This is a genomic window from Rhizobium sp. R711 (assembly GCF_002211365.1).
Classification (GTDB): domain Bacteria; phylum Pseudomonadota; class Alphaproteobacteria; order Rhizobiales; family Rhizobiaceae; genus Rhizobium.
In genome coordinates this window covers 83,731-109,323 of record NZ_LOKZ01000010.1, presented here as the reverse complement: position 1 = coordinate 109,323, position 25,593 = coordinate 83,731, and the positions used below count along the sequence as shown (strand labels likewise).

27 protein-coding genes, 1 tRNA gene and 2 pseudogenes are annotated in these 25,593 nt (G+C 58.6%); 10 read left to right on the top strand and 20 right to left on the bottom strand.

Annotation, left to right across the window (positions count from 1 at the left end):
* The 6 genes and pseudogenes from ATY80_RS28595 to ATY80_RS12945 form a co-directional block, all read right to left on the bottom strand.
* Nucleotides 1-124, bottom strand: a pseudogene (locus tag ATY80_RS28595) (S-(hydroxymethyl)glutathione dehydrogenase); the annotation flags it as partial.
* 133 nt (nt 125-257) lie between these two features.
* Nucleotides 258-1,526 (bottom strand): hypothetical protein, encoded by a 1,269-nt coding sequence (locus tag ATY80_RS12965; RefSeq protein ID WP_088692821.1) that lies wholly within the window; start codon nt 1,524-1,526, stop codon nt 258-260.
* Nucleotides 1,527-1,625: 99 nt separating this feature from the next.
* Nucleotides 1,626-3,635 carry an acetyl/propionyl/methylcrotonyl-CoA carboxylase subunit alpha gene (locus ATY80_RS12960; protein WP_088692820.1) on the bottom strand — a complete coding sequence of 670 codons (2,010 nt, stop codon included), beginning with the start codon at nt 3,633-3,635 and terminating at the stop codon, nt 1,626-1,628.
* An 84-nt stretch (nt 3,636-3,719) separates the two neighbouring features.
* Entirely contained in the window at nt 3,720-4,427 is a 708-nt protein-coding gene (locus tag ATY80_RS12955) for a hypothetical protein (RefSeq protein WP_088692819.1), read from the bottom strand.
* A 97-nt stretch (nt 4,428-4,524) separates the two neighbouring features.
* The gene (locus tag ATY80_RS12950) at nt 4,525-5,403 is read right to left on the bottom strand and encodes a DMT family transporter (protein ID WP_088692818.1); all 879 of its coding nucleotides are present in this window, start codon (nt 5,401-5,403) and stop codon (nt 4,525-4,527) included.
* 328 nt (nt 5,404-5,731) lie between these two features.
* A tRNA-Leu gene (locus tag ATY80_RS12945) sits at nt 5,732-5,816 on the bottom strand.
* A 172-nt stretch (nt 5,817-5,988) separates the two neighbouring features.
* Here ATY80_RS12945 and lipB point away from each other — a divergent pair.
* The gene (lipB, locus tag ATY80_RS12940; RefSeq protein WP_088692817.1) at nt 5,989-6,708 is read left to right on the top strand and encodes a lipoyl(octanoyl) transferase LipB; all 720 of its coding nucleotides are present in this window, start codon (nt 5,989-5,991) and stop codon (nt 6,706-6,708) included.
* A gap of 60 nt (nt 6,709-6,768) precedes the next feature.
* Here the strand turns inward: lipB and ATY80_RS12935 are convergent, their stop codons facing one another.
* Complete coding sequence (locus tag ATY80_RS12935) at nt 6,769-7,137, bottom strand: hypothetical protein (protein ID WP_088692816.1); 369 nt, start codon at nt 7,135-7,137, stop codon at nt 6,769-6,771.
* A 246-nt stretch (nt 7,138-7,383) separates the two neighbouring features.
* On the bottom strand, nt 7,384-7,878 hold the full coding sequence (locus ATY80_RS12930) for a peptide deformylase (protein ID WP_088692815.1): 495 nt from the start codon (nt 7,876-7,878) through the stop codon (nt 7,384-7,386).
* Nucleotides 7,879-8,042: 164 nt separating this feature from the next.
* Here ATY80_RS12930 and mgtE point away from each other — a divergent pair, with 164 nt between their 5' ends.
* Together mgtE and ATY80_RS12920 are read left to right on the top strand one after the other, a co-directional pair.
* Entirely contained in the window at nt 8,043-9,458 is a 1,416-nt protein-coding gene (gene mgtE, locus ATY80_RS12925) for a magnesium transporter (RefSeq protein WP_189637144.1), read from the top strand.
* Between the two features lie 77 nt (nt 9,459-9,535).
* Entirely contained in the window at nt 9,536-9,928 is a 393-nt protein-coding gene (locus tag ATY80_RS12920) for a MerR family DNA-binding transcriptional regulator (RefSeq protein WP_016554043.1), read from the top strand.
* Here ATY80_RS12920 and ATY80_RS12915 read toward each other — a convergent pair whose 3' ends face one another.
* Both ATY80_RS12915 and ATY80_RS12910 read right to left on the bottom strand, forming a co-directional pair.
* Nucleotides 9,929-10,915, bottom strand: a complete 987-nt coding sequence (locus tag ATY80_RS12915) for a DUF1624 domain-containing protein (RefSeq protein ID WP_088692813.1) — start codon at nt 10,913-10,915, stop codon at nt 9,929-9,931.
* On the bottom strand, nt 10,916-11,680 hold the full coding sequence (locus ATY80_RS12910; protein WP_088692826.1) for a DUF599 family protein: 765 nt from the start codon (nt 11,678-11,680) through the stop codon (nt 10,916-10,918).
* 185 nt (nt 11,681-11,865) lie between these two features.
* Here ATY80_RS12910 and ATY80_RS12905 point away from each other — a divergent pair, with 185 nt between their 5' ends.
* Together ATY80_RS12905 and ATY80_RS12900 are read left to right on the top strand one after the other, a co-directional pair.
* Complete coding sequence (locus ATY80_RS12905) at nt 11,866-13,272, top strand: L-serine ammonia-lyase (protein ID WP_088692812.1); 1,407 nt, start codon at nt 11,866-11,868, stop codon at nt 13,270-13,272.
* Between the two features lie 59 nt (nt 13,273-13,331).
* Nucleotides 13,332-13,769 carry a DUF1489 family protein gene (locus tag ATY80_RS12900; RefSeq protein WP_016554039.1) on the top strand — a complete coding sequence of 146 codons (438 nt, stop codon included), beginning with the start codon at nt 13,332-13,334 and terminating at the stop codon, nt 13,767-13,769.
* Here ATY80_RS12900 and ATY80_RS12895 read toward each other — a convergent pair whose 3' ends face one another.
* From ATY80_RS12895 to ATY80_RS12855, 7 genes and pseudogenes are all read right to left on the bottom strand, one after another.
* On the bottom strand, nt 13,770-14,048 hold the full coding sequence (locus ATY80_RS12895) for a hypothetical protein (protein WP_088692811.1): 279 nt from the start codon (nt 14,046-14,048) through the stop codon (nt 13,770-13,772). It abuts the gene before it with no gap.
* A gap of 109 nt (nt 14,049-14,157) precedes the next feature.
* A complete protein-coding gene (locus ATY80_RS12890; protein WP_189637142.1) occupies nt 14,158-15,621 on the bottom strand; it encodes a D-alanyl-D-alanine carboxypeptidase in 1,464 nt (487 codons plus the stop codon).
* A 118-nt stretch (nt 15,622-15,739) separates the two neighbouring features.
* Nucleotides 15,740-16,489, bottom strand: a complete 750-nt coding sequence (locus ATY80_RS12880) for a hypothetical protein (protein WP_088692809.1) — start codon at nt 16,487-16,489, stop codon at nt 15,740-15,742.
* 235 nt (nt 16,490-16,724) lie between these two features.
* The gene (locus tag ATY80_RS12875) at nt 16,725-17,330 is read right to left on the bottom strand and encodes a transglutaminase-like cysteine peptidase (RefSeq protein ID WP_088692808.1); all 606 of its coding nucleotides are present in this window, start codon (nt 17,328-17,330) and stop codon (nt 16,725-16,727) included.
* Nucleotides 17,331-17,702: 372 nt separating this feature from the next.
* Nucleotides 17,703-18,480: pseudogene (locus ATY80_RS28925) on the bottom strand (alpha/beta fold hydrolase).
* A 56-nt stretch (nt 18,481-18,536) separates the two neighbouring features.
* Complete coding sequence (locus ATY80_RS12860) at nt 18,537-19,148, bottom strand: PilZ domain-containing protein (RefSeq protein WP_088692806.1); 612 nt, start codon at nt 19,146-19,148, stop codon at nt 18,537-18,539.
* 78 nt (nt 19,149-19,226) lie between these two features.
* The gene (locus ATY80_RS12855) at nt 19,227-19,880 is read right to left on the bottom strand and encodes a PAS domain-containing protein (RefSeq protein WP_088692805.1); all 654 of its coding nucleotides are present in this window, start codon (nt 19,878-19,880) and stop codon (nt 19,227-19,229) included.
* 290 nt (nt 19,881-20,170) lie between these two features.
* Between ATY80_RS12855 and ATY80_RS12850 the strand changes: the two genes are divergently transcribed.
* Both ATY80_RS12850 and ATY80_RS12845 read left to right on the top strand, forming a co-directional pair.
* Nucleotides 20,171-20,941 carry a rhomboid family intramembrane serine protease gene (locus ATY80_RS12850; RefSeq protein ID WP_088692804.1) on the top strand — a complete coding sequence of 257 codons (771 nt, stop codon included), beginning with the start codon at nt 20,171-20,173 and terminating at the stop codon, nt 20,939-20,941.
* A gap of 104 nt (nt 20,942-21,045) precedes the next feature.
* Nucleotides 21,046-21,480: a CBS domain-containing protein gene (locus ATY80_RS12845; protein ID WP_088692803.1), complete on the top strand. Its 435-nt coding sequence runs from the start codon at nt 21,046-21,048 to the stop codon at nt 21,478-21,480.
* Nucleotides 21,481-21,496: 16 nt separating this feature from the next.
* Here ATY80_RS12845 and ATY80_RS12840 read toward each other — a convergent pair whose 3' ends face one another.
* The 3 genes from ATY80_RS12840 to folE all read right to left on the bottom strand — a co-directional run bounded on the left by ATY80_RS12840 (nt 21,497) and on the right by folE (nt 23,691).
* Nucleotides 21,497-22,471, bottom strand: a complete 975-nt coding sequence (locus ATY80_RS12840; protein WP_088692802.1) for a patatin-like phospholipase family protein — start codon at nt 22,469-22,471, stop codon at nt 21,497-21,499.
* A 114-nt stretch (nt 22,472-22,585) separates the two neighbouring features.
* On the bottom strand, nt 22,586-23,044 hold the full coding sequence (gene hisI, locus ATY80_RS12835; RefSeq protein ID WP_088692801.1) for a phosphoribosyl-AMP cyclohydrolase: 459 nt from the start codon (nt 23,042-23,044) through the stop codon (nt 22,586-22,588).
* 26 nt (nt 23,045-23,070) lie between these two features.
* On the bottom strand, nt 23,071-23,691 hold the full coding sequence (gene folE / locus ATY80_RS12830; RefSeq protein WP_088692800.1) for a GTP cyclohydrolase I FolE: 621 nt from the start codon (nt 23,689-23,691) through the stop codon (nt 23,071-23,073).
* Between the two features lie 307 nt (nt 23,692-23,998).
* Between folE and ATY80_RS12825 the strand changes: the two genes are divergently transcribed.
* From ATY80_RS12825 to ATY80_RS12815, 3 genes are all read left to right on the top strand, one after another.
* Nucleotides 23,999-24,445, top strand: coding sequence for an iron-sulfur cluster assembly scaffold protein (locus ATY80_RS12825; RefSeq protein ID WP_088692825.1), 447 nt, complete (start codon nt 23,999-24,001; stop codon nt 24,443-24,445).
* Nucleotides 24,446-24,457: 12 nt separating this feature from the next.
* The gene (gene yidD / locus ATY80_RS12820) at nt 24,458-24,856 is read left to right on the top strand and encodes a membrane protein insertion efficiency factor YidD (protein WP_088692799.1); all 399 of its coding nucleotides are present in this window, start codon (nt 24,458-24,460) and stop codon (nt 24,854-24,856) included.
* A gap of 113 nt (nt 24,857-24,969) precedes the next feature.
* Nucleotides 24,970-25,494: a DUF1697 domain-containing protein gene (locus ATY80_RS12815; protein ID WP_088692798.1), complete on the top strand. Its 525-nt coding sequence runs from the start codon at nt 24,970-24,972 to the stop codon at nt 25,492-25,494.
* The last annotated feature ends 99 nt before the right edge of the window (nt 25,495-25,593 follow it).

Sequence of the window (25,593 nt, the reverse complement as noted above, 5' to 3'; positions counted from 1 at the left end):
TGTGGCAGATGCCCGTCGCCTTCACCTCGACCAGCACTTCGCCGGCCCGTGGTCCCTCCAGCTGAACGGTCATCACTTCAAGCGGCTTTCCAGCCTCAACGGCAACGGCGGCGCGAACGTCCATGTCAGGTGTCTCCTGCTGATTTGATAGCGCGGACCTTTGCACGCACGGCGCGGACGGCTCAAGGAAAAACTGTCCGTGACCATGAGTTTCCCTTCCGAATACACTGATTGCGCCAGGCGTTATACGGCCTGCGTCAAAAGAGCGTTTCAGTTGCGAAAATAATGGCATAGCCGTGTACTGCGATGGCCGCGTAGAGACCGAAGGCAACCAGCATGCGCTCGCCATCCCTCATCTCTTCGAGCATCTGGCGCGGCTTCACCGAACCGCCACTCACGAGGCTGACAAGCGTGAAGACGAGCAGGCCCGCCGTCAGCATGTTCGCGGGCAAACCGACCTCGAATCCAATGCCGAGAATGCAGAGCGTCACCACAAAACTGGCTGCAATCTGCGACCTTCGCGTACGGAAGATCTGCCGAAGAACCTGACCTCCATCGAAACGATGCATCGGCAGCAGGTTCAGCAAGTTGAAAGCGCCGAGGATCAACATGAAAATGAGCAGAGGTCCGCGTGACGCCACGGGCAGTAGGCCGGCATCCGAAAGCTGCGCGGCGACCGCAAGAATTGGAACCACAAAGGCCGACATTCCCGCGCCCATCAGCGCACAGGTTGCCACCTCGAACAGCGAGCGGTATGGCCTCCCGCCGATAGCGATGCCTCCAAGCAACGGGACAAAGATCATCCTGACGGATGCGTGACCGAACATGCGGTAGGCCGCCATATGCCCCAATTCATGCAACACGACGACCAGCGTCAGGAAGGTCGAGAGCATCAGGCCACCCGCATCGAACCCAAAGAAGGGCCAGAGGAGCAGAGTCGATACCACAGCAAGACCGCCTTGGACCCACGGTCGCTCAAAGTGACCCTGCGGCAGCGATTCGCCTGTCTTCAACCATCCGTCGAGCGCCTTCATTTCCCGGCGCAGAACAAAATAGCGAAACATGAGGAAAGCCAGTCCGCGGTATCTGTCCGTCTGCTCGACCTCCAGCAGGGCACCATCCGGTGTTGGTCGAATGATGCGCCGCTCCCGGTAATCGTTCCAGAATGAGGGATCGAGCGTGCTGTCATCGATGATGCGAGCCTGGAATCCTTGGGCATTCTTCGCGACCGATGGCAGCGGTTCCAACGCAAGCAGTCGGCGCGACGGCGCACCGTTCTTGTCGAGATGCTGGTAAGTCTGCTCCACGATACCGCATCGATTAGCAAGCGCACGACTGCTGATGACCGAGTGGTGCCACGACGCCTCCGAACCAGCGGGATTCATCGCGTTCCAGAGTATGTCGGGGGAGCATTGATAGGTTCGGCTGAGGCAGATGGTTCTACGTCCCAGCGGGACGCGCATCAGAAGCCAAAGAAGGCCGAGATTTGTGACCAGCAAGAGGATCGCCGATTGCAGCGCCGTCATTTGCTACCTCCACCCGGCATCCTGCCGGGCGGACCACGATAGGCAGTCAGCCGTTAATAAAACCTGACCGGCGAGACAGGAAAGGCGGCAGGGCGCTGGTCAGGCAAATTCCAGAATGACGGCATCAACAGCAAGGCTCTCTCCGGGCTTGGCGTTGATTTTACCGACGACCAGATCTCGCTCCGCGCGCAGGACGTTCTCCATTTTCATGGCTTCCACCACGGCAAGCGTTTCACCAGCTTTGACTTCCTGGCCCTCGACCACGGCAATGGAAACGACGAGGCCGGGCATTGGGCACAGCAACAGCTTCGACATATCGGGCGGAAGCTTCACCGGCATCAGCTTATCGAGCGCGGCGTGCCGCGGCATCAACGCCTTGGCCTTCAGAGATATCCCCTGCCAGTCCAGCCTGTGACCGTTAAGAACCGGGCGGATTTGTGCAATTACGTTTTGGCCCGCGACCTTGCCGTGCCAAACGGCGTCGCCGGGTCTCCAGTCGGTGACGACGTTGGAAATCCTGCCACCGATCTCGATGTCCATGTCGAACGGGATCGTCACCAGCCCGTCAACCAAACGCGCATCAACGTAACTGTCACCGAGCCTGACAGTCCAGTCGTCGCGGGTCGCACCGGTGGGAGCGCGCAAGCGGTCGGCGAAGCGCTCTCGACGATTGGCCTCAATGAGAGAGGCCGAAAGAGCGACCGCCGCGAGAGTCGCTTGCTGGTCTGCATCGGGCACCATCGGCGCAAAGCCATCCGGATACTCCTCGGCGATGAAGCCGGTAGACAGGCGCCCCTCGCGCCAGCGGGGGTGCTTCATCAGGGCGGCGAGAAAGGGGACGTTGTGTTCGATTCCATCGACAACGAAACCGTCGAGCGCCTCATTCATCGCTTCGATCGCCTCCAGGCGTGTCGGTGCCCAGGTGCAGAGTTTCGCGATCATCGGGTCGTAGTACATCGAAATCTCGGCACCCTCGAAGACGCCGGTGTCATTGCGCACGATGGCGCTTCCGGACCTGCCTTCCGCAGGCGGGCGATACCGCGTCAGCCGACCGATCGAGGGCAGAAAATTGCGATAGGGATCCTCGGCATACAACCGGCTCTCGATCGCCCAGCCGTTCAGCTTTATGTCGCCCTGCACGAACGGAAGCTTCTCGCCAGCTGCAACGCGGATCATTTGCTCGACCAGATCGATACCGGTCACCAGCTCCGTAACCGGATGCTCGACCTGCAGGCGCGTGTTCATTTCCAGAAAATAGAAATTGCGGTCACGATCGACGATGAATTCGACTGTGCCGGCGCTTTGATATTCCACGGCGCGGGCAAGCGCGACCGATTGCTCACCCATCGCCGCGCGCGTGTTGGCATCGAGGAACGGCGAGGGCGCTTCTTCGACGACTTTCTGATTGCGGCGTTGAATCGAGCATTCGCGTTCGCCGAGATAGACGATGTTGCCGTGCGCGTCGGCGAGCACCTGAATCTCGATATGGCGGGGCTCGACAACGTATTTTTCGATGAAGACACGGTCGTCACCAAAGGAACTCTTCGCTTCGGAACGTGCCCGGTCGAAACCGTCGCGCACATCCACTTCGTTCCACGCAATCCGCATACCCTTGCCGCCGCCGCCGGCGGACGCCTTGATCATAACGGGATAGCCGATCTCGGCGGCGATCTTTTCCGCGTGACCCGCATCCTCGATCACGCCGAGATAGCCGGGGACGGTCGAGACCTTGGCGGCGTTGGCAAACTTCTTCGATTCGATCTTGTCGCCCATCGCCATGATGGCCTTCGGCTTCGGACCGATGAAGACAATTCCTTCCTTTTCCAATGCCTCGCAAAACGACGCTCGTTCGGACAGAAAACCGTAGCCGGGATGGACCGCTTCGGCGCCGGTCTGCTTGCAGGCTGCGATGATCTTATCCGCGACGAGATAACTTTCGGCGGCTGCCGCGGGACCGATATGAACAGCCTCATCAGCCATATCCACGTGGAGTGCATCCCGATCCGCATCCGAATAGACCGCTACCGTCGCAATTCCCATATGGCGCGCGGTCTTGATAACGCGGCAAGCGATCTCGCCGCGATTCGCGATCAGGATTTTCTTGAACATGGAGACTCCACCCAAAATATGCGTTCCGGAGTTTTACGCATAAACACCGGAACGCACAATCAGCCGAAAGAATATCCGAGGGTGTCAGGCGACCGCGGTTTCGCCACCGAAGCTGTCATCCACGATCCTGAGCCACCGGCTGCGGCGCGGGGCCTCGGCGTAGTCCACGAGCTGGAGCGCTGATAGAATGTCTGCCCAACGCGGATGATTTGCGGCTGGCAGCGTTTCCTCCGCGATCCGCATCATAACACTCCAGGTGAGGGGCGGCGCATTGATGACGCCGGCATCGCTGACACCGCGCAGAATCCGCATGACGTAGTCGATATCCTGGCGCGTGATGCCCTTTCGATCCACTGCGCGACACAGCTTGTAGCCGCCGACGCTTTCTGTCAACGCAAGACGCAGTTGGTCGAGTGCGAAGGCGCGCAGCTCATCCGGCACGTTCGCGGAGATTTCCATTGCGTGCAGAACCAATTCAAGCTCTAGCGCCGAATTGACCACGCCATCTGTCGCGACCATGCGCATGAGCCAGGCCACATTGATCTCGTCGAGGGATCCTTGAGGGTAAGTGTAGTTGACGATGAAACCAGCGAGCTGCTCCACAAAGAAGGAACTCCACTCAGGGCATTTTTCGGGGCAGGAATTGTTCAGCGCCAGCATGGCGACCACGTCGTCCGCGGTCCGGATGCCTTCCGGAAAGGTATGCTTGCGCAGCAAACTTATATCTTCGGCCGTCAGCCGATGCTTCCCGGCAATCACACATGCCGGAAAAGCGAGACGGAATTCGCTCATTTTTTGTCTCCAAACCTCATCATGAGGCCGAAGGCCCTTCTACCGCGAGCGAATTGATGATCTCTCAAGAAGCACTGTTAACGGCACGCTCACCCAATCACGACGTTTTTAACGATCGCGCCTGCACGCGCTCCCGCCAGATGATGAAGAGACCGGAAGCGACGATGATCAGGATACCGATCCACTTCGAAGCGTTCGGAAAGTCGCCGAACAGCGCGTAGCCAAGCACCGTCGCGGAGATGATTTCGAAATACTGGAACGGTGCAAGGAGCGACAATGGTGCCAGCCGAAAAGCGCGGACGATGACCATGTGCGCATAGCCCGAAATCGTGCCGAGAATCAGCAACAGAGCGAGCGCCAACGCAGAGGAGGGCAAGGAGACGTGGAAATCACCGATGCCGAGTCCATTACCCACAATCAATGCCGCCGCCATGAAGGCAGTACCGCCGATGCCCGCCATCGTCTGCATCGTCAGTGGTGAATCGGCATCACCGATTGCCCGGTTCAGAAAGAGATAAAGTGAGTACAGGAAGGCGCAAAGGACAGGCAAGAGCGCTTTCAAGCCGAAGATTTCGTAGCTCGGCTGTATGACGATCATTGCACCGCCGAAACCAACGAAAATCGCCATCCATCGACGCCATCCAACCCTGTCACCGAGGAAAATTGCCGATAGCGCAGTAAGCATGAGGGGTTCAACGAAGTAGATCGCGAACACGTCCGCGAGCGGCATGTATTTCACTGCAACGAAGAAGAGCAAGCTCGCCGCACCGTGGAGGATCCCGCGAAACAAATTCATCCAGGGGCGTTTGGCGTGTAGGGCCTTGCGGCCGAAGATCACGAACAGAAACGGCAGCGTGCAGACGAGCTGGAAGAAGAAGCGGTAGAATGTCACCTGGCCCGGCGACATCGCCTCGAATGTCGCCATGTATTTCGCGATTGCATCCATCGCCGGCAACACGAGCATGGCGCCCGCCATCAGAGCCATTCCCTGCAGAGGATTTTGGTGTTCGGGAGAATTGTGCATCAGTGAGATTCTATATTCGGTCCAAGGGGCTATACAGAAAGTCACGGTTGGGGTGAAGGGGTCGAAGACGCACTGCAGACATAGCAGCTCATAGCGGACGCGAGCGTTCGCACACTCGGCAGTCGTGAAGCGAGCCTCGTTCGAATCGGGGGTAATGCGAACGCCAATACTTGCGAGGAAAAGCTATCCCACAAGTCGCAGCCAATACCGCGCCTGGGGTTATCTCCGATCGAAGATGAAAGAGAAGAGCCGAACTCTTGATAACCATCCCAGGGATGGTTGGTGCGGTCGAGAAGACTCGAACTTCCACGGGTTGCCCCACAGCGACCTCAACGCTGCGCGTCTACCAATTCCGCCACGACCGCATCGTGGTAGGTGCCGATTTGTGCCGGCGGGGCAGCATGTAGCAAAAGCGTTTGGGGTACACAAGGGCGATATGGCAGATTTTTTCAAAAGAAATCACAGCATTTGAATCGCCCTTGAAACGAGGCCATATAGACCTTCGCAACGCTGCCCCAGGCGCAGCAGCGACAAGGAATGGCTATGCTACGCACAGATATCGAATTCTCCATGTTGCCCCGTGAAGGCTCGCGGCCGATCCGATGGCGCATCGCCGACGGGCTCGTGCCCTACGAAGAGGCTGTGGAAAACATGGAGCACGAGGTCGCTGCGATCGCGGACGGCGGCGACGAACTCGTCTGGCTCGTGGAACATCCGCCTCTCTATACGGCGGGAACCAGCGCGGATGCCAAAGACCTAGTGCAACCCGATCGGTTTCCTGTCTTCGCGACCGGCCGCGGCGGTGAATATACATACCACGGGCCAGGCCAGCGTGTTGCTTACGTCATGCTCGACCTGAAGCGCAGACGCCAAGACGTGCGCGCCTTTGTTGCCGCACTCGAGGAGGTGGTCATTCGTACACTTGATTCGATGAATGTCCGCGGCGAGCGGCGCGAGGACCGTGTGGGCGTCTGGGTGCGCAGACCTCATAAAGCGCCTTTGCCCGATGGCACCATGGCTGAAGACAAGATTGCAGCGCTGGGCATCCGGCTACGAAAGTGGGTGACCTTCCATGGCCTATCGCTGAATGTCGAACCCGATCTCGACCATTTCGGCGGAATCGTTCCGTGCGGGATTTCCGCCTATGGCGTTACGAGCCTCGTCGATCTTGGCCTGCCAGTCATGATGGCTGATGTCGACATCCGCCTTCGGCAGGCGTTCGAATCGGTCTTCGGCGAGACTGTCAATGATCGGTGATCCAAAGCTCTCTCGAGGAAGGCGCAAAGGGCCGGATGCCCGACCCCTTGCAGTCGACGTCTATTTGTCGCCGATGTCGCGGCAGGCATCCGAGTGTGAAGCTCCGCTGTCGCCGCCGGCTGTATGCACCCTGGAGTTCGTCTTCATGTAGTCGCAGTCGGGCAGGGGCTTGACGCTCGCGGTCGTCATTTTGTCTACGGACGAAGACGTCCGCGTCGGGGCAAAGCCGTCGCTGTCGTTCGTGTAGTCGTCGGAATATTCCGGTGCCTTGCGATTGACGTAGTGAACCGGCTTCTTCGGCGTCATCTGGACAGGCGCAAACCCGTCGCTGTCGTTACTGTAGTCGTTCGAATACTGCGATTGGGCGAAGGCCGCACTTGCCAGGCCGAGGGCGAGAATGGAAGCGGCGGCAGCAAATTTGAAGCGCATGGGAAATATCCTCAATTCTTCGTTGTAGTGACAACGATACCAAACCCTCGGCAACGATGAGTTCGCGCTTGAATTGCGGCAAGAATGTGGGCGAAAAATCACGCATGCGCTGCTGCTTTATCAAATGAAATCACAGATCCGCGACCTAATTTGACAGTTTCGTGATGGAACTTTGTTTCTTATTCCAGAGCGCGTGCTGGCTGTATTTGCACAATCAACACGAGATTAATTCTGTAAAAATAACGGTTATGTGCGCATCTTATCCCAGCGCTTGGCCAACCGTTCGCGCTTGAGCCGTGAGAGGCGCTGTATCCAAAAGATGCCGTCGAGCTGATCGATCTCGTGCTGGATGCAGACTGCGAGGAAACCCTCCGCTTCTTCCTCGTGCTCGGCGCCGTTCAGGTCGCGGTAACGAACGCGAATGGCCTTGGACCGCACTACCTCGTCGGTCATTCCGGGCATTGAAACGCTCCCTTCGACATGGCGAATCGTGTCGTCGGAAGCAAAAGTGACCACCGGGTTGACATAGAAACGCACGCCCTCGCCACGGCTCAGCTCTATCACGAAGAGCCTACGGAAGACGCCGATATGCGCGGCGGTGATGCCAACCCCTGGCGCGGCCCGCATCGTATCCAGCAGGTCATCCGCGAGTTCACGCAATCGCTCGTCAAAGACGTCGACGGGCTCGCAAACGGTTCTAAGACCGACATCGGGGAACTGTAATATGGGGCGGATGGCCAATGGCGGGGTTCCTGATTTCAGTTGCGCGGAAACTATCGCTACGCACATGCATTGTCATCCACGCGAGGCGTTTGCGGCTGGACGGACTATGAGGTTTCGGCTAGCACAAACTCATATATTTCGACGCTTAGTCGTTGAACTTCAACCGGATGCGAGGGCGGCAAATCATGACGAACGACGCAGAAGAGCTCGTCCGCCCGCGGCCAGACAGCAGCGACGCCGACATCTACGACGAAAGTGGCAACGTCCGAGGCGATTTTCTGGCGCTCGTAGGCGCAGCCATCGCCGATCGCGACACGATCTTCCTGCGCCAGCACGTTGCCCGCCTGCACGAATCCGAAATAGGCGATCTTCTCGAATCGCTGCAGCCAGACCAGCGACTCGCGCTTGTTCGTCTCCTTGGCGACGAATTCGACATGACGGCGCTGACCGAGGTCGACGAAACGATTCGTCGCGAGATCGTCGACCAGCTGCCGAACGAGCAGATTGCCGCCGCTATCGGCGAACTCGATTCGGACGATGCTGTCTACATTCTCGAGGATCTCGACACCGAGGACCGCGAGGAGATCCTTGCGCAGCTGCCCTTTACCGAACGCGTGCGGCTGCGGCGTGCGCTCGATTATCCGGAAAGCTCGGCTGGACGCCGCATGCAGACGGAATTCGTCGCGGTGCCACCGTTCTGGACGGTCGGTCAGACGATCGACTACATGCGCGACGAGGAAGACCTGCCATATTCCTTCTCGCAGATCTTTGTCATCGACCCGACATTCAGGCTGTTGGGTGCCGTCGATCTGGACAAGATCCTGCGTACCAAGCGGCAGACAAAGATTGAATCCATCATGCGGGAGACGAATCATCCGATCCCCGCGGAGATGGACCAGGAAGAAGCCGCCCAGCTTTTTGAGCAGTACGACCTTCTCTCCGCCGCCGTTGTCGACGAGAACGACAGGCTGGTCGGCGTGCTTACGATCGATGATGTGGTCGATGTCATTCATGAGGAAGCCGACGAAGACATCAAGCGTCTGGGCGGTGTCGGCGACGAAGAGCTGTCGGACAATGTTTTCTCGACCGTCCGCTCTCGCTTTCTCTGGCTGGTGATCAACCTCGGAACGGCTTTGCTGTCTGCAAGCGTTATTGGGTTGTTTGACGAATCGATCGAGAAGATGATCGCGCTCGCCGTGCTGATGCCGATCGTGGCATCCATGGGCGGCAATGCGGGCACGCAGACGATGACCGTTACTGTCCGCGCATTGGCGACCGGCGACATCGATATCTACAACGCAGGCCGCATCATCCGCAGAGAGGCGGGCGTCGGCATCGCCAACGGCGCGCTCTTCTCGGTCATCATGGGCGCCATCGCCGCCACGTGGTTTCACGACTACCAGTTGGGCTTCGTGATCGGCGCTGCGATGATTATCAACCTCTTTGCGGCAGCCCTTGCCGGAATCCTGCTGCCTTTGCTGTTGCATAAGGTGGGAGCAGACCCGGCCATTGCTTCATCAGTTTTTGTCACGACGGTGACCGATTGCACGGGCTTTTTTGCCTTTCTCGGCATCGCTACATGGTGGTTCGGAATTTAGCCGGCTCGAATTTCGTTGCAGAAATTGACTATTACGTAAAAGTCAATATTATTGGCTACCTTAGTGGTGGGGAGCCCATGCCGGTCAGCAAATACTATAGCATAACCGAATTGACGCGCGAGTTTGGAGTGTCAACGCGTACGCTGAGGTTCTACGAAGACGAAGGATTGATTCATCCCGAGCGCCGTGGACGCACACGGTTGTTCCGTCCAGCGGACCGCCGCCTCATCCAGGAAATCCTGCGTGGCCGACGCATCGGCTTTACCATCGCGGAAATCCGCGAGATCATTCAGGTTTACAAGGAGCCGCCGGGTGAGCTGGGCCAGCTCAAGCTCCTGATGAAGCGCGTCGATGAGAAGCGCGAAGATCTACGCCAGAAGCGTAAGGACATCGACGACACCTTGGCCGAACTCGACAACATCGAAGAGGCATGCCTCGGTCGTCTGGCCGATATCGGCGTCGGCACCTGATTATTGCGTGTTGGCACTACACTCGCTCGCCAGCGCCATGATCCGCCCGTCATCCGGCTTGATGGCGCCAGACTGGAATTCCGTAAAGAGCTTTTGATTTTGCAGTTTATCGAGGGTGCATTGGCAGAAGCTGCGGCATACCGCTTCGCCTTCCTGCATCACGCACGAAGCATTGCATTGCCTCAGGTAGGTTTCGACAGGATCCGGTTTCGCGGGCGGAATAATCACGGATAGTCCGTAGGCAATTGCGATCAGCACAGGCTGGTGGATCAGGTAGAAGGCGAGGCTATGGCGCCCGGCCTTCGCCGGCAGGCTTGAGCCTGTGCCAAGCCGTGCGAGCTTGTCGAGCAGCCGCGTCCTCATCGCAAGCAAGGTCGCCGTCATGCCAAGCAGGAAAGGTACCGCCCAGGGGAAGATCGGAACATAGTCGTTCGATCGTTGCGGCATCTCGGCGAGTCCGATCCAGGCGAGGTAGCGCGCATTGAAGATCGGCGAGCGCAGTAGATCCGGCGCAACCCAGGTATCCACGACCCATGCCGCGGTGACTGCAGCGGTCGCGGCGATGGTGAAAGGCAAGGGCAGACGCAGGAAGACAAGGCCAAGCAGGCTGAGGACCGCGATGCAATGGAGAATGCCGAAGAATATCCATTCCCCGGGGAAGACGAACCGCGTCACCACCGAGATCGCAAGCGCGGCAGCAGCGATCATCGCAAACCGCTTCCAGAACGAGCGCAAGCGAATCTCCGGCGTGTTTGCGAGCACCAGGCTGACGCCGACAATGAACAGGAACGTCGATGCGATGGCGCGGGCATAGAGCTTCAGCCAGCCGGTTTCGGCGGTGCCTGGGGCAAGGTAGCCCATGAACTCCATATCCCAGGTGAAATGATAGCTCGCCATCGCGAGCAGGGCGACACCGCGCGCTGTATCCAGCAAGCCGATGCGAGGCGGCTTAACGCTCGCATATGTTTCCGTTGCCAGAGCCGTCATTCACAATCCCTCGGATGAATCGTTGCCATCGTTCGAAGGCTCAGCGCGGGGAATAGGAGAAAGGTGGAGATTTGATGACGGCTGAGCGTCCATGATCGCCAGACGCGCCTCAGAGAAGAACTGCCGCCTTGTCAGGACGACAATGACGATCGTCGTCGTCAGCATGAAGACATAGGGGTTGATGAACCAGCCGAGGTAACCGATCGAGAGGAAAATGGCGCGCAGCCCCTCGTTGAAATGACCGGCAGCAATGATGTTCATGCGGATGACGCGTTCGGCCGCCCGCTCGGCGGCAATCACATCCTGTTCGCTGTCACGCATCATCGGAATCGAGCCGAAAAGAATAGTGCAGTAGTTGAACAGGCGATACGACCAGCCGAACTTGAAGAAGGCATATCCGAAAAGCGCCGCCAGGCCGCCGACCTTCATTTCGAAGACGGCATGCCCGCTATGAAAGACGAAGGGCAGGTCGGCAAAGACGGCATCGACCTTCTCCGTGGCGCCCAGCAGGGCAAAGCAGCTGCCGATGGCGAAAATCGATGTCGACGCGAAGAATGCGGTGCCGTTCTGCAGGCCGGCCATGATCTGGGTGTCGATCATCTTCAGGTCGCGCCGGAGCGAATTGTAGATCCACTCGCGCCGGCGCTCCCGCATGGCATGAGTGAGGCTGGTCCTGCCGAAGAAATTCGCACCCTGCAGCAGGCGCGCGTAGCCAAACCAGATCGCCGCAAAGAACACCAGTGCAATGTAATCCGCTGTCGTCATCATTATATTGAATCAGGTTCCTGTCGCCGCGCCACTCTACAGATGCGGGCGCACGCTGCAATGACTGGCAAGCCGCAGCACTTCGTTTTACAGATGTCGCATGCGTGAAATGCCATGTCGGTCCATCGCAGTGATCACGAGAGCCGTTAGCGTAGATTTACGCAGCAACTTTATAGGACGCAGTCATGTTCCTTTCCGTTTTCGACGTATTCAAGATCGGTGTCGGGCCTTCCAGTTCGCACACGATGGGTCCGATGACTGCGGCCAATCGTTTCCTCGATCTGATTCTATCGGACGATTGGCCGCGTCCGACCTCTGGCGCTCAGGTTGCGTCCATCAAGGTTAGTCTGCACGGTTCGCTGGCGCATACTGGCATCGGACACGGGACGGGCAGGGCAGTCATTCTCGGGTTGATGGGAGAGCAGCCTGACAGCGTCGATCCGGACAAGATGAACGGTATTATCGATCAGGTGGAACGCTCCGGACGCATCTCGCCGCCCGGCCATCCGAGCTACAGCTTCCAACCGAAGAACGATCTGATCTTTGACAAGAAGCTGCCGTTGCCGGGCCACGCCAACGGCATGTCGCTTTCCGCTTTCGACAAGGACGGTCGGATGCTGATCAAGCGCATCTACTATTCCGTTGGTGGCGGCTTCGTTGTGACTGACACCGAGCTCGAGCAGATGCGCGCCAAGAAGAAGGTACCTTCCGATTCGCGTAAGGTTCCGTATCCTTTCTCCTCAGCCAGGCAGATGCTCGACATGGCCGCGCGTTCCGGCCTCTCGATCGCGCAGATGAAGCGCGCCAATGAGGAAACGCAGCGCAGCCGCGAGGAACTGGACGCAGGCCTTGATCGCATATGGGAAGCCATGCGCTCCTGCATCGAACGCGGCCTCAAGGTCGATGGCATCATGCCGGGTGGACTTAATGTGCGCCGCCGCGCCCGTGCGATTCATGACAAACTGCAGGAAGAGTGGCGCAGCAACCGTATTAACCCGCTGCTCGCGAACGATTGGCTGAGTGTCTACGCCATGGCAGTCAACGAGGAGAACGCCGCTGGCGGTCGCGTGGTTACGGCTCCCACGAACGGTGCAGCGGGCGTGATCCCGGCAACGATCCGCTATTACGAGCATTTCCACGACGACTGGGACCAAAACGGGATCCGCGACTATCTGCTGACTGCCGCCGCGATTGGCGGGATCATCAAGCACAACGCCTCTATTTCCGGCGCAGAGGTCGGCTGTCAGGGCGAGGTAGGGTCCGCGGCCGCCATGGCGGCTGCCGGCCTCGCGGCGGTTATGGGCGGCACGCCGGAGCAGATCGAGAACGCGGCCGAAATCGCGCTGGAACATCATCTCGGCATGAGTTGCGACCCCGTTGCCGGGCTCGTGCAGGTTCCCTGCATCGAACGAAATGCCCTCGGCGCGGTCAAGGCAGTTACAGCGGCGTCGCTGGCAATCAAGGGAGACGGCAAGCACTTCGTTCCCCTGGATGCCTGCATCGAAACTATGCGGCAGACCGGCAACGACATGAGCGAGAAGTATAAGGAGACATCCACCGGCGGGCTTGCCGTCAACGTCGTGGAATGTTGACTTTGTGAACATGCGACTTGCCGCTTGACGTTGCCCGATAAAAGGACTTCAACGGCGGCATGGCATTGCATCTCATTAAATTATGCGTAGGCGCGGACTCGATTGACGATCTGCGCGAATGGGTCGCAGAACGCTCTCTCCGGGCGATTGCGGCCGGGCTTGAGCCGCATTCCGTACATACGACAAGGATGGTCCCGAAGCGTGTCGAGGAACTACTCGACGGCGGTTCGCTCTATTGGGTGATCAAGGGGCAGGTGCAAGCACGCCAGAAACTGCTCGACATCCAGACCTTTACCGATGGCGAAGGAATCTCGCGATGCCATCTTGTGCTTGGGCCTGAAGTCATCGAAACGGCCGTGCAGCCGAAGAGAGCTTTCCAGGGCTGGCGCTATTATCCGCAGGACGATGTACCGCGCGATTTGAACAGCCTGGGAGAAGGGATTGCAGAAATGCCCGCGGACCTTCGCCGCGAGCTCTCCGAACTCGGCCTGCTCTGATCAGCGCAGGCGCAGCGTTACCGGTGCCCGACCTTCCGGACACGTGACATGAAGGTGGATGTTGGCTTCCGCCTGCGAGCAGCGCCACGCCCGCGCGCCGTGGCACAACAGCAGATTAATCAGGTCCTTGGTCTTTGCCGACTTTGGCTTCTGCCGCTGCAACCCCACCTCTGCCAGCCGCAAAGCCGCTTCGTGTAGTGGGTGCAAACCGGCTCGCGGATTCTTGCCGGTCACCCGGCCATGTGGCGGAAACTCCGGAACATTCTCGTTGATCGCCATTCTCATCCCCTACGCATTACAAACCGAGTCTCAGAACTCCGTCGGATCAAAAACACCGATCACGACGTCCTAGACTGCCGCCTGCGCATGTCAGGCGGCAGGTCGCTGATCACTGAGCCGTGGCCCAGCACTTCACGCCAGCCCGCTTGAGGGCGTTGCAGGCGTTCACGGCAGAACGCTGATCATCAAAGCCGCCGAAGCGAGCACGATAGCTTCCGGCGTTAGCGACTGCGATAGGCTTCGCCGAGCGCAGAGCCTTGCCGCCCTTGCTCTTGGCGCTGTCGAGCAGATCCATTGCACCTTCCTTGCTTGCGGAAACGCCAATCTGGACAGCCCACCCCGTTAGTTGCGCCTCCTTGGTGGAGGCAGTCGTCAGTTCGTCGACTGAGGTGTCACCCTGTTCCGGCGGTACATAGGCCGGCGCAGGTGCCGGCGTGGCGACAGATGCCTGCTTGATGGCCTGCGTCTTGACCTTCTTCGGCGCGGGCATTTCTTGCTGGAGTAGCGGATTTTCGGACTTCGACTGGGCGACATCGGCATACGCGACCTGCGCAGATGCCGGCTGAGAGCGCGGGTCCGGAGCAGTGCGCGGCACGCTGACTTCAGCCGCAGCCGAAGCGACGCGCGTTTCCGCGACAGGCGCTGCGGGTTGCGATGGGGTCTGGGCGACCAACTCCGAAGAACCGCCGCGGCTGGATGCCTTCGGCAGATAGGCCGCAATCAGCTTGCGCATCTGATTGTCGCGGGCAGGGGTCGACGCACCGCCGAGAACAACTCCAACGATCGACTTGCCGTCGACCTGAACGGAGCTCACCAGGTTGAAACCCGCCGCGCGGGTATAGCCGGTCTTGATTCCATCGACGCCGCGCACAGAACCAACGAGACGGTTGTGGCTTCGGATGATGCGATTGCCGAACTTAAAGCTCTGCGTGGAGAAATAACCGTAATACTGCGGGAAATGCTGGCGAAGTGCGATACCGAGGCGGGCCTGGTCGCGAGCGGTCGTCATCTGGGCGGTATTCGGCAAACCGTTGGCATTGCGATAGGTTGTACGCGTCATGCCCAGCGCGTGTGCCTTGGCGGTCATCACTTGCGCAAAGCGATCCTCCGAGCCACCGAGCAATTCGCCGAGAGCCGTAGATGCATCGTTGGCTGAGAGCGTGACAAGGCCGAGGATTGCCTGTTCGACCGTGATCGTACCGCCGGCGCGGACACCGAGCTTCGTCGGCGCCTGGGCGGAAGCGTGTGCAGAGAAGGGAACTGGAGTATCCAGGCGAATGCGGCCCTGTTCCAGGGCTTCGAAGGTCAGGTAGAGCGTCATCATCTTGGTGAGGGACGCCGGATACTGCAGACGATCCGCGTTCTCGCTGTAGAGAACATTGCCGGTCTTCGCATCGACAACGATGCCGGCATATTTCGAGTTGGCAGCCTCCGCATCGGCATCGATCGAGTCGGCCATGACGATACCGGCAGCGAGAGACAACGCCGTGACCGCTCTTATCAGAAAATTGCGGGATCGCGATGGGGATACGGAGGAGACTGACCTTAGCACTATTCTACTCTTCGCTTGCATTTCGGATATTGGAGAGATCGCCCGCCCTCTCGGCGCGATCGCTCTCTCACCAAATTTATCCGTCCGGGGTTACCAATCCGTTTATGATTAATCGTTTGTTTCGCCACATCGGATCATTCTAGCGACCTGTCGCAGAAGTGTTCACAAGCCGTGCCTCCACAAAATGGCGAATAGCGGCGTCAATATGGTCCCAATCGGGCAGATGCGTGCTTGAGAACCGGTAAAGCACAGTTAAATCGCGACCGACTTTTATGTCACGCTGGCAATCGCCGCGGGTGGCCATTTGAGGCATTGCCGGCAAGGTGCAACGCACGACGTAATCCGGCGCGCCGGTGCGCGGCGCGGTCAACAGAACCTCGTCGGCATAGCCTGCGTCTGCGCGCAGGTGATGCAGCGTCATGCCATTGGCAAAGGGCGCGCCGTTGCCCTCGATCAGATGCGAGTAGATCGGCTCAAGGCGACCGGACATATCCCGGGACATGGTGCTTTGCGCGATCTGGAGGAAGATCAACCCCGACGACTGGCTGATATCGTCGAATCGCTCCCGACGGGCCTTGTTGTAGCCCTGCATTTCCGGCCACGTGAGGTAGAGGTCCGCCCGTTTGGATGGGCCGTCTTTCCGCTGACTGGGGAAGCGCAGCGTGTTTTCGGGAAGACTGATGGTGTCGCGGCCGATTGTCAGAATTATTGGAGTGGTCGAAGCGGTATTGCCAGCGAGGGAAATGCGAGCACCGAACCAACGGCCACCGAAACTGATAATCATCGTCAATGCCGCAAGGCAGGCGACAGCGATCGTAAGGCGGATGATGAAACGCGTCGAAAGGAGGGGCGATTCCTCGATCTCGCGGACGGTACCGGTATGGTTCATGGCGACCTTCGGCTGTCAGACCGCCGCGAAGAGAACAGAGTCGCCGGTGCCGTTGATAATTCCGCTATGATCCCGCCATCACAGTTAACGAACAATTAAGCCACATATTGGGGCACGATAAAAAGCGAACCGCTCCCGGGACAGCGGGAGCGGTTCTATGGCACCGGTCAGGGACGGGGATGCGGGGGACGACCGGAGCCGTATGGTTGTCGTCATCTATCCGGCGACGTCATGCTTACTTGACGCTGCCGACCGCCACTGCACGACCATCCTGCAGCTTGACCCAGCGGGTCGGATCGTCAGCCGACTGACGTTTCAGGTACGTGTATTCTGTGTCGGCCCAAAGCATGACCTTGTTGCGCATATTATCGAGAATGAAATCGCCGCGGTCGGTGCGGACCGTCAGCACCGCATGGCCTTCGCCATTCGGCTGCAGGACGACCGTCATCAGCAGATCAGAAGGCGAAAAGCCGGCATCGATCAGCATCTTGCGCTTCAGCAGCGCGTAGTCTTCGCAATCGCCAGCCGTGCGGGGATAGGCCCAGCGCTCTTCAACGCCGTAGATTTCCTTGTCGGTCAACGGCGTAATCGACGAATTGACCTGGTAGTTCACCTTGAGGATCGTCTTCCAGCGCTCTTCCGTCAGAAGAAGTTCGCCTTGGTCGCCAGCTGCATTGGCGCAATCGGCAGGCATCTCCTTGCAGAATTGATAGGCGCCGATCGGCGGGCTCGCATTGCCAAGGACGGTCATGTTGAGGGGGCTCGCTTGTCCCGAACCCACCATCGCAATCAACATCGCACCGACGGCTAAACTGCCCTTGATGAAAGTTGCTATCGTCATTTGTCGTCTCCCCGTTGTGAGAAGAACCTGACACGGACGCTTTTATTCTGCGCAAAATTACGCAGATAAATTAAAGGCTTAGTTGATTTAAACACGCAGAGAAATCGACTAAAAGGAAAGTCGAATACACATAAAATTCGAAGCGCTTTTGCGCTAATTTCGATTAAAATTGTTCCTTCCTCGGAAAGGCGTCCGGCGAGTGATCGGAGCATTTTGGGACAATTTATTAACGGCGCGACCGGACTCGGAGTTTTCGCAGAACTTGTTTACCATCCGAGATGGCCTCGGCACGAGCCTGCACCTCGATTGAAACCGAAGAATCGGCGCTGAAAGTGGCCGATTGGCCCAGCGATTTCAGTTTCGGCGCCAGAATTATTTTCGAGAAACTTCGCGAAAGATGTCTGTCGAGTCGACGATCGCGCCCGCCAAACCCTGGTGCGACGCCGAATGGGCGGCAGCCTCAACGATAGCAAGCCGGCTTTGCGGCCAGGCTTTCGACAGCTCCCATGCCGTCACGAGCGGGGCCTCCAAGTCCAGCCGGCCCTGAACAAGCACGCCGGGTATGCCTGCCAGTTTTCCGGCATCGCGGAGCAGAACGCCGTCGTCTAGCCACGCGAGATTACGGAAGTAGTGCGTATGATCCATGCCCGCGTCAGTAAGTAGCCGGGATCTTGCCGGCGGCAAGGGAGGCCCTTGGGATCAGCAAGGAGGATCGAGGCGGCCTCCCATTCGTGCCAATTTCGAGCTGCGCGCGAACGCTTGCTGGATATGTCTCAGCGTAGGCAAGTGCCAGCGTCGAACCCCAGGACGTTCCGAGCAACAACCAGCTTGTCACTCCCAGGTGATGCCGCAATCTCTCGACATCGTCGACCGAGTGCCAGGTCGTGTTCGCGCCAAGTTCGGTGGTCATATCGGCAGCGCTCGGCAAGCTCCGACCGCAATTGCGCTGACCGAAGCGGACAATCCGGTAGACTGCGGGATCAAAGTAGCGACGAGCGAATGTCGAACAGCCAGAGCCAGGGCCACCATGAAGATAGAGCGCCGGCAGACCATCCGGATTGCCTCAAGCCTCCCAATAGACCTGCTGCCTGTCGCCCACATCGAGAAGGCCGTGCTCGTAGGGCTCTATTTCAGGATACAGACTCTTCATACGCCAATCTTCCGGCAGCGTCGTGCATCATGTTCGTGACGTACGGATGACAGAGATCAGAGAAACTCGCGGAGCGTTTCCCGCGACTGAATGGAAAGAAACTCGACCGCGACGCCTTCTACGAAATGGCGAACAACACGACCGCGCATGTTGCCGAGACGGAGAGGCGTGCCAATCGGCGGACGCACCTCGACATCAATCGCGGCGCCAGAAAGCGACAAGTCCATGATACGGCAGCTGTAGCGGGCGCCGTCTTCCAGGGTGATTTCGGTTTTGGTCTCGCGCGGCGTCAGGCGGTCGTGGCGACGGTCTTCCGGAAGCCCGAGTTCATGCTTGTTCGCAAGCCAGGTGAGCTGCGCCGCGAGTTTCTCCCGCTTGCGTTCGGTCGCATGGATCGACATCGAGAAGCCATGACCGTCGACCGCCTGCACATAACCTTCGACGCGTCCGAGATGGTCGATATAGGCAACAATGCGCTCATTGGCGCGAGGACGACCCAGGCAGGTCACGTACATATCGCCCGGCGACATGTCGATGACCATGCACTCATATTCCTCATAGTTCGCCAGCATCAGCCGGCCCTGCATGTTGATGGGAACGCGTTGAAAGGCACCTTGTTCGAGGCGAGGCGCAGTCCGTTGCGTCTGAACTTGCTGGAACGCGTGCATCAAAGGGCTTCTTCATGAAATACAACCGCCCGATCATTACCCGTAATCCCTTAACAGAAGGTTGTTCAGGTTCGGCCTCTATGCACGCACGCGGTTGTGTCGAATCGAAACAGCAGAGACATCGCGTTCCGCGAGCAGATCTGACACGACGCGTCGCATTGTATCGGCAATCGATGGCCGACGCACGTAGAGCGTGTGTTCATTTTCAAGCTCCGCGTCATTGCGCTTCTCCTCGCCGCCAAGTCGTTCATGCAGCAATCGGCTGCGATCAAAGGCAAGGAACTGCAACGGCACGACTTCGAGCCAACTTACCGCGACGGCGGGAGCGATGGCGCCCAACAGCTTGTCACACTTGCTATCCTCGGAGCGCAGCGGCAGCAGGACAATTTCGAAGCAGGCACTATGGCCGGCTGCGGTGAAACCCGTCGCATTGAGCAGCGCGGGGATCGCATGAGCCATCACGCCCGCCGCCGTGTGCTCGATATCGTCGCTCCCATGCGCCCAGAGTTCGGAAAACGGAGCACCACGGAGGTCGCGACCAAAGAGATCACAAATGCGCGTTCCGGCAAGACGGAACGCAACGCGGCCCGTTTCGTTTGTTTCGAGGAGAAACACACTTGATAGGATCTGGCGCAAATCCGTTGGTTCGACCTGCGATCTCAGCGGTGCCACGTCGTGGCCGCGGATGCGATTCCAGTATTCGAATAGGTCGATCGTCGTTTTGACACGCATTACGGCACCAGTTGCTTCAGTTTGGATCAAAACACGGCCGTCATGGCCGTGCGCTCTTATGCCGTGCGTATTTCATGCCAACTCGCGGCAATTAAGGTTAAGAAAGGGTTTCGATTGAGCTGCCAGCCGTGCCGTGGCAGTGTTTGCCCATCGCTTCCTACCTTTGGGAAGTTCAGCACAGACTGTCGGGCGGCTCCCTGGGACGCTCGGAGCCGTCCGGCCTCTGCCTGACGGCTTTTTTTTTGACCTTTCGTCCTGTAAGGCTGTGCCGGAATGAAGTGAGGACGAAGATGAACGAGCACTCGGTCGAGCCGCAAGCGGCGATGGAGCCCCCGGCAACGCCGCCGTCAGCGCCCATCTTCAACCTTCCAGGCCCGGTGCTCGCAGCCCTTGGACTGTTGGGGCTGATATATGCCGTTCAATCAACGCTTCTGTCTGGTAACGCTCTCGACTGGCTGTTTTTCAATTTCGGCTTCATTCCGTTGCGCTACATTACGCCACTGTCGGAACAGGGGCCGCAGCTCTTCTGGACACCGATCACCTATTCGCTTCTCCACGGCAGCATTGAACATATCGTTTTCAACGGGCTATGGCTCATGGCTTTCGGAACGCCGGTGGCGCGCCGCATTGGAACGTTTCGCTTCCTCGTTTTCTGGGTGCTGTCCGCGGTTGCGTCGGCCGCTCTGCATGCGGCGCTGAATTGGGGAGAGGCCACGCTGCTAATCGGCGCATCCGGCGTTGTGTCCGGCCTAATGGGCGCTGCCTGCCGCTTTGCGTTCCCGCCGGAACAGCGGATCACCCGACCGGCGCATCTCAATCCCCGTCTTTCAATGGTCGAATCTTTTCGCAGCCGCACGGTCGTCGCTTTCATTCTCTTCTGGTTCGTGGGCAATATCCTGATTGCGGTGGGCGTCCCACTGATCGGCGACGGCTCGCAAGCAATCGCCTGGGACGCCCATATAGGTGGGTTCATTTTCGGCTTCGCTCTCTTCCGTCTTTTTGACCGCAGACCGCCCGAGCCGCCGCCAACTTCAGAGACATCGGATATATTGCAATCTTGACAGTTGGAGTGCACCATTCGAACTGATCCGTGTCGAGAGGAGAGACCGTCGCGGATGCCTGTGATCAGTTGAAGTGCTGCACTTTCGACATAGGAGGTTCAAAAATGTCCAATTCAGTCAAGGCCATACTCGACGTAAAAGGCAGAGATGTCGTAACCGCCGGGCCGAACACGACTGTTTCTGAAGCGGCCGTGATTCTCAGCAAGAAAAAGATCGGCGCGATCGTCATCGTCGGGATGGAGAACAAGATTTCCGGGATTTTCACGGAACGTGACGTGGTGCACGCAATCGCCAAGGCGGGTGCCGCCTGTCTCGATCAGCCCGTTGGCTCGTTGATGACCTCCAAGGTTTACCGGTGCCATGAAGACTCAACCGTGAATGACCTCATGGGACTGATGACAAGCCGCCGCTTCCGCCATGTTCCCGTTGAAACGAACGGCAAGCTCGCCGGCATCATCTCGATTGGCGACGTCGTGAAGACCCGTATCGCGGAAGTCGAACTGGAAGCCGAACAGATCAAAGCCTACATCGCCGGCTGAAACGCTTCGCCGGCGCTCAGAGAGGGCCGGCGAATATCTCCTGCATTCGTTTCAATTCAGGAAGCCGCAGCTTGGCTTCCTCATAGCCGCGCTCGATCGCTTCTCCGGCGCGATGGAACTCCGACAAACCGATATCGCCGAGACGCGGCTGAAGCGATAGATCCGGCGGATCACCCGCCAGGCGCGCACGCGCGATCCTGTCCTGGATAATGTTAAAAGCCTGCACCATCACGCCGGTCATGCCGAGTTTGGCATAGGGTGCCTCCTCGCGCCGGTGCACTTCGGACGGTGAGAGGGTGGCGTTGTGCCGGACGACAGCAGACCGACCATAGAGATCGTAGTTCAGGTTGACGGCGACCACCAGCGGTTGCTCATAGGCACGGCATACCGAAACGGGAACCGGATTGACCAAGGCGCCGTCGACGAGCGTCCGCTGGTTGCTGCGAATTGGCTCGAAAATGCCGGGTAGGGCATAGGAAGCGCGAAGCGCGGTGATCAACGAGCCGTTGGCGATCCAGACTTCATGCCCGGTGTTGACCTCCGCGGCGACGGCCACGAACGGCCGGTCCAGATCTTCGACGTTCAGGCCTTCCAGATGCTCCTGCATGCGCTTCGTCAGTCGCATGCCACCGAACAAGCCGCTGCCGCCGATCGTCAGGTCAAGCAGACTGGCAATACGCCGCATTGTCAGCGAACGGGCGAATCCTTCCAACTCGTCAAGCTTGCCGGCCAGATAACAGCCCCCGACCAAGGCGCCGATCGAGGTTCCGGCGACCATGCCGATCTCGATGCCTTCCTCGTCCAATGCGCGTAGGACACCTATATGCGCCCAACCGCGCGCGGCACCACCGCCGAGTGCAAGGGCAAGTTTCGCTTTTTTGGGGGGGGCAGGCGCGGGAATGGCGGGAGCGTTCATGTCTGGCGCTGTCGGGGTACTGATGTTGGACGTGCCCAGCTCAGAGCTTTGGCGGTACAAACCCCAATTCAGCATGGCTCGCCTCCCTCCCGGCAAACAATCAAAAACGAACTATATTAGTGTCCCGTGTCCCTTTCCAATTCGTATATAGGCGTAGATTTTGGCCCAATAAGAGGCGATTTTCGGCTTTTATGAGTCTTTTCCGTAAACTTCATTCGGATCGAACTGGAGATCGTCATCGACGATTTCAAGCATCGGCTTGCCATCTTCGAGGTTCACGGTCCGATAGAAGCAGGAGCGGCGGCCCGTATGACAGGTGGCATCGTGACCAGCTACCTCAACCTTCAGCCAGATGGCGTCCTGATCGCAATCCGTCCGGATTTCCTTGACCATCTGAGTGTTGCCCGACGTTTCGCCTTTGATCCAGAGCTTGCCACGCGACCGGCTGAAGTAGTGCGCCTTTCCGGTCTGGATGGTCAGGGCGAGAGCCTGTGCATTCATATGCGCCACCATCAGCAACTCGCCATCGGTAGCATCTGTGACGATCGCAGTGATCAGACCGCGGTCGTCAAATCGCGGCGTGAAGTCGCCCGCGTCCTCGAGTTCGGATTTATCGTCGGACGGTGCATTGAAGGCAAAGGGCATCATCGCGGCTTTCTCATTCGAAGCCGTCTTCAGCGGCTCCGGACCATGGACATGAATCGGGCTTGATCAGCCGGCTCAGTTTTGAACGTTCCGGTAAATGTTGTCGTCAATGTGGTCGAGCCCTGCTTTTGCACACCGCGCATTGCCATGCACATATGTTCAGCCTCGATCATGACGGCAACGCCGCGGGGAGCGAGTGTGTCGTCGATGGCCTTCGCGATCTGGGCGGTCATGGTCTCCTGCGTTTGCAGGCGGCGACCGTAGATTTCCACGACGCGCGCGATCTTAGAAAGACCAAGGACTTTGCCGTCGGGCATATAGGCGACATGCGCCTTTCCGATGATCGGCACCATGTGGTGTTCGCAGTGCGAAAAGAAAGGAATGTCCCTGACCAGGACCATGTCGTCGTAGCCGGCGACCTCTTCGAAGGTGCGGCCAAGCACGTCTTCGGGGTCCATATCGTAGCCGGCGAAAAGTTCGCGATAGGCCTTTGCCACGCGAGCCGGAGTATCAAGCAGGCCTTCGCGCGACGGATCGTCACCAGCCCAGCGCAGGAGCGTGCGGACGGCGTCCTCGGCTTCCTTCTGGCTGGGCCGATCGGCTTCTAGATCGGTGGGGGTCTGCGGAAAATTCTTGATGATGGCGTCCATATGTAACAGTCTCCTGGTCCGCTTTAGCGAACCGTCTTTCGGACTAGCCACTGGCAATTCCACTCGAGGGAATTCATGCACCTTTGGCAGGCTCCGGGGCTTTCAGGGCTCAAATAGCTACCCTTCCGGCACGGTTTCCCAATCAAACTTAGCCGAGGCCATTGCATTTTTATGGCCTTCGAACGACATACATATAGGAAAACGGCACCTTTATGTAAGTCTCCCGGCACGACACGCTGTGTTTTTCTTTTGTGCTACAATGAGTTTCAAGGCGCCGATCCGCATGAATTCTGGAGCGGAATCCACGATGGACGATATCTACAACAGCAAAATCCTCGAATTTGCGGGCAATATTCCACTGATCGGCGATTTGCCGGATGCCGACGCCAGCGCCCAGGCTCACTCCAAGCTTTGCGGCTCCAAGGTGAAGATTTGGCTGAAGATGGATGGCGACACGGTGACCGGATTTGCGCATGACGTCAAAGCCTGCGCGCTTGGGCAGGCATCCTCTTCGATCATGGCGCGCCATGTAGTTGGCGCCAATGCGGGTGAAGTACGCAAGGCGCGCGAGGACATGCTGGCCATGCTCAAGGCGGACGGCGAGGGGCCGGAAGGCCGGTTCGAGGACATGCGCTATCTCCGCCCAGTGAAGGATTACAAGGCCAGACATGCCTCCACGATGCTCACGTTCGAAGCCGTCGTCGATGCCATCGGCCAGATTGAGGCCAAGCGCGCCGAAACAATCGAGGCCTGAGCGGCATAGTCGATGTGCGAGTTCTGTTCGATAAACCATGATGACGACGAAGACGAGGGCGGTGCAGCCGCATCCCGTCGGTCAGCAGGCTCCTATTCCCGTAATTATTCCGGGCCGTTTCGCAAGACGCCGGGCAGGTTGCTCGGGATGGGCTTCATCCGCCTCTATCAGCTGACGCTCTCCGGTTTCATCGGCAATTCATGTCGCCACATCCCGACCTGCTCTGAATACGGTTATGAGGTGGTCGCGCGCCATGGGCTGTGGAGCGGCGGGTGGATGACGCTGTTTCGCGTCGCGCGTTGTGGGCCGGGCGGCACGAGCGGGCTCGACCCGGTTCCCGACCAGCTCGACGTGCGCTTACACTGGTGGACACCCTGGCGCTACCTCGCGCTTGGGCGCAAGACAGGCTGAGGGATGACACAGGGCGCATTTCAGGGAGTTTGCCGTCACGTCCGAATCGCTGATGCGTTGTGCAAGCATACCGGTGCGGCGCCGCCCGAGAGCAATGCGGAGTTCTGGAAAGCATGATCTACGTTGCGCTGCTGCACAGCATCGTGCTTGCGCCAGGTCGCCGCGTGGTGATGTCCGACCTTCGCGACATGGCCAGGGACATCGGTTACCAAGATCCGAGAACGCTGGTTTCGACCGGCAATATCGTTTTCGAAACAGACACTTCTCCGCTCCCGGACATTGAGGCAAAACTGGAGGCCGCGTTTAAGACGAGGTTCGGCAAACCAGTCGATATCATCGTGCGCAAAGGCGCCGACTGGTTGAAGCTTGCAGGCTCCAATCCATTTCCGGACGGTGAGGGCAGCCAAGTCATCGTGCGTGTGATGCGCAAACCACTTGGTCCCGCAACCGTGCAAGCGCTTCGGCCTTATGCCGATCCGAAGCAGCGAATGGCACTCGCCGGAGGCGACCTCTGGATAGATTTTGCGGGCAAGCCAAGCGAATGGAAGTTGCTCTCGGCCCTGACGACCAAGCGGATGGGCGTCGGCACGTTGCGAAACTGGAATACGGTTCGCGGCCTTGCCGAAATGATCGGTTAAGTTGGCTTTTTCTTTACTCAAGCAGCAAATCTCGATATCAGGCGGCGGCGCATTCGTGCGGACGAAGCGCTTCATTGCAACCACCCGCATTCGTTGGCG

Coding starts and splice junctions, on each gene's coding strand:
- ATY80_RS12965 (WP_088692821.1), bottom strand. CDS start 1,526: ATGACGGCGCTGCAATCGGCGATCCTCTTGCTGGTCACAAATCTCGGC.
- ATY80_RS12960 (WP_088692820.1), bottom strand. CDS start 3,635: ATGTTCAAGAAAATCCTGATCGCGAATCGCGGCGAGATCGCTTGCCGC.
- ATY80_RS12955 (WP_088692819.1), bottom strand. CDS start 4,427: ATGAGCGAATTCCGTCTCGCTTTTCCGGCATGTGTGATTGCCGGGAAG.
- ATY80_RS12950 (WP_088692818.1), bottom strand. CDS start 5,403: ATGGCGGGCGCCATGCTCGTGTTGCCGGCGATGGATGCAATCGCGAAA.
- lipB (WP_088692817.1), top strand. CDS start 5,989: ATGGCTATGCTACGCACAGATATCGAATTCTCCATGTTGCCCCGTGAA.
- ATY80_RS12935 (WP_088692816.1), bottom strand. CDS start 7,137: ATGCGCTTCAAATTTGCTGCCGCCGCTTCCATTCTCGCCCTCGGCCTG.
- ATY80_RS12920 (WP_016554043.1), top strand. CDS start 9,536: ATGCCGGTCAGCAAATACTATAGCATAACCGAATTGACGCGCGAGTTT.
- ATY80_RS12915 (WP_088692813.1), bottom strand. CDS start 10,915: ATGACGGCTCTGGCAACGGAAACATATGCGAGCGTTAAGCCGCCTCGC.
- ATY80_RS12910 (WP_088692826.1), bottom strand. CDS start 11,680: ATGACGACAGCGGATTACATTGCACTGGTGTTCTTTGCGGCGATCTGG.
- ATY80_RS12905 (WP_088692812.1), top strand. CDS start 11,866: ATGTTCCTTTCCGTTTTCGACGTATTCAAGATCGGTGTCGGGCCTTCC.
- ATY80_RS12900 (WP_016554039.1), top strand. CDS start 13,332: ATGGCATTGCATCTCATTAAATTATGCGTAGGCGCGGACTCGATTGAC.
- ATY80_RS12895 (WP_088692811.1), bottom strand. CDS start 14,048: ATGGCGATCAACGAGAATGTTCCGGAGTTTCCGCCACATGGCCGGGTG.
- ATY80_RS12890 (WP_189637142.1), bottom strand. CDS start 15,621: ATGCAAGCGAAGAGTAGAATAGTGCTAAGGTCAGTCTCCTCCGTATCC.
- ATY80_RS12880 (WP_088692809.1), bottom strand. CDS start 16,489: ATGAACCATACCGGTACCGTCCGCGAGATCGAGGAATCGCCCCTCCTT.
- ATY80_RS12875 (WP_088692808.1), bottom strand. CDS start 17,330: ATGACGATAGCAACTTTCATCAAGGGCAGTTTAGCCGTCGGTGCGATG.
- ATY80_RS12860 (WP_088692806.1), bottom strand. CDS start 19,148: ATGCACGCGTTCCAGCAAGTTCAGACGCAACGGACTGCGCCTCGCCTC.
- ATY80_RS12855 (WP_088692805.1), bottom strand. CDS start 19,880: ATGCGTGTCAAAACGACGATCGACCTATTCGAATACTGGAATCGCATC.
- ATY80_RS12850 (WP_088692804.1), top strand. CDS start 20,171: ATGAACGAGCACTCGGTCGAGCCGCAAGCGGCGATGGAGCCCCCGGCA.
- ATY80_RS12845 (WP_088692803.1), top strand. CDS start 21,046: ATGTCCAATTCAGTCAAGGCCATACTCGACGTAAAAGGCAGAGATGTC.
- ATY80_RS12840 (WP_088692802.1), bottom strand. CDS start 22,471: ATGCTGAATTGGGGTTTGTACCGCCAAAGCTCTGAGCTGGGCACGTCC.
- hisI (WP_088692801.1), bottom strand. CDS start 23,044: ATGATGCCCTTTGCCTTCAATGCACCGTCCGACGATAAATCCGAACTC.
- folE (WP_088692800.1), bottom strand. CDS start 23,691: ATGGACGCCATCATCAAGAATTTTCCGCAGACCCCCACCGATCTAGAA.
- ATY80_RS12825 (WP_088692825.1), top strand. CDS start 23,999: ATGGACGATATCTACAACAGCAAAATCCTCGAATTTGCGGGCAATATT.
- yidD (WP_088692799.1), top strand. CDS start 24,458: ATGTGCGAGTTCTGTTCGATAAACCATGATGACGACGAAGACGAGGGC.
- ATY80_RS12815 (WP_088692798.1), top strand. CDS start 24,970: ATGATCTACGTTGCGCTGCTGCACAGCATCGTGCTTGCGCCAGGTCGC.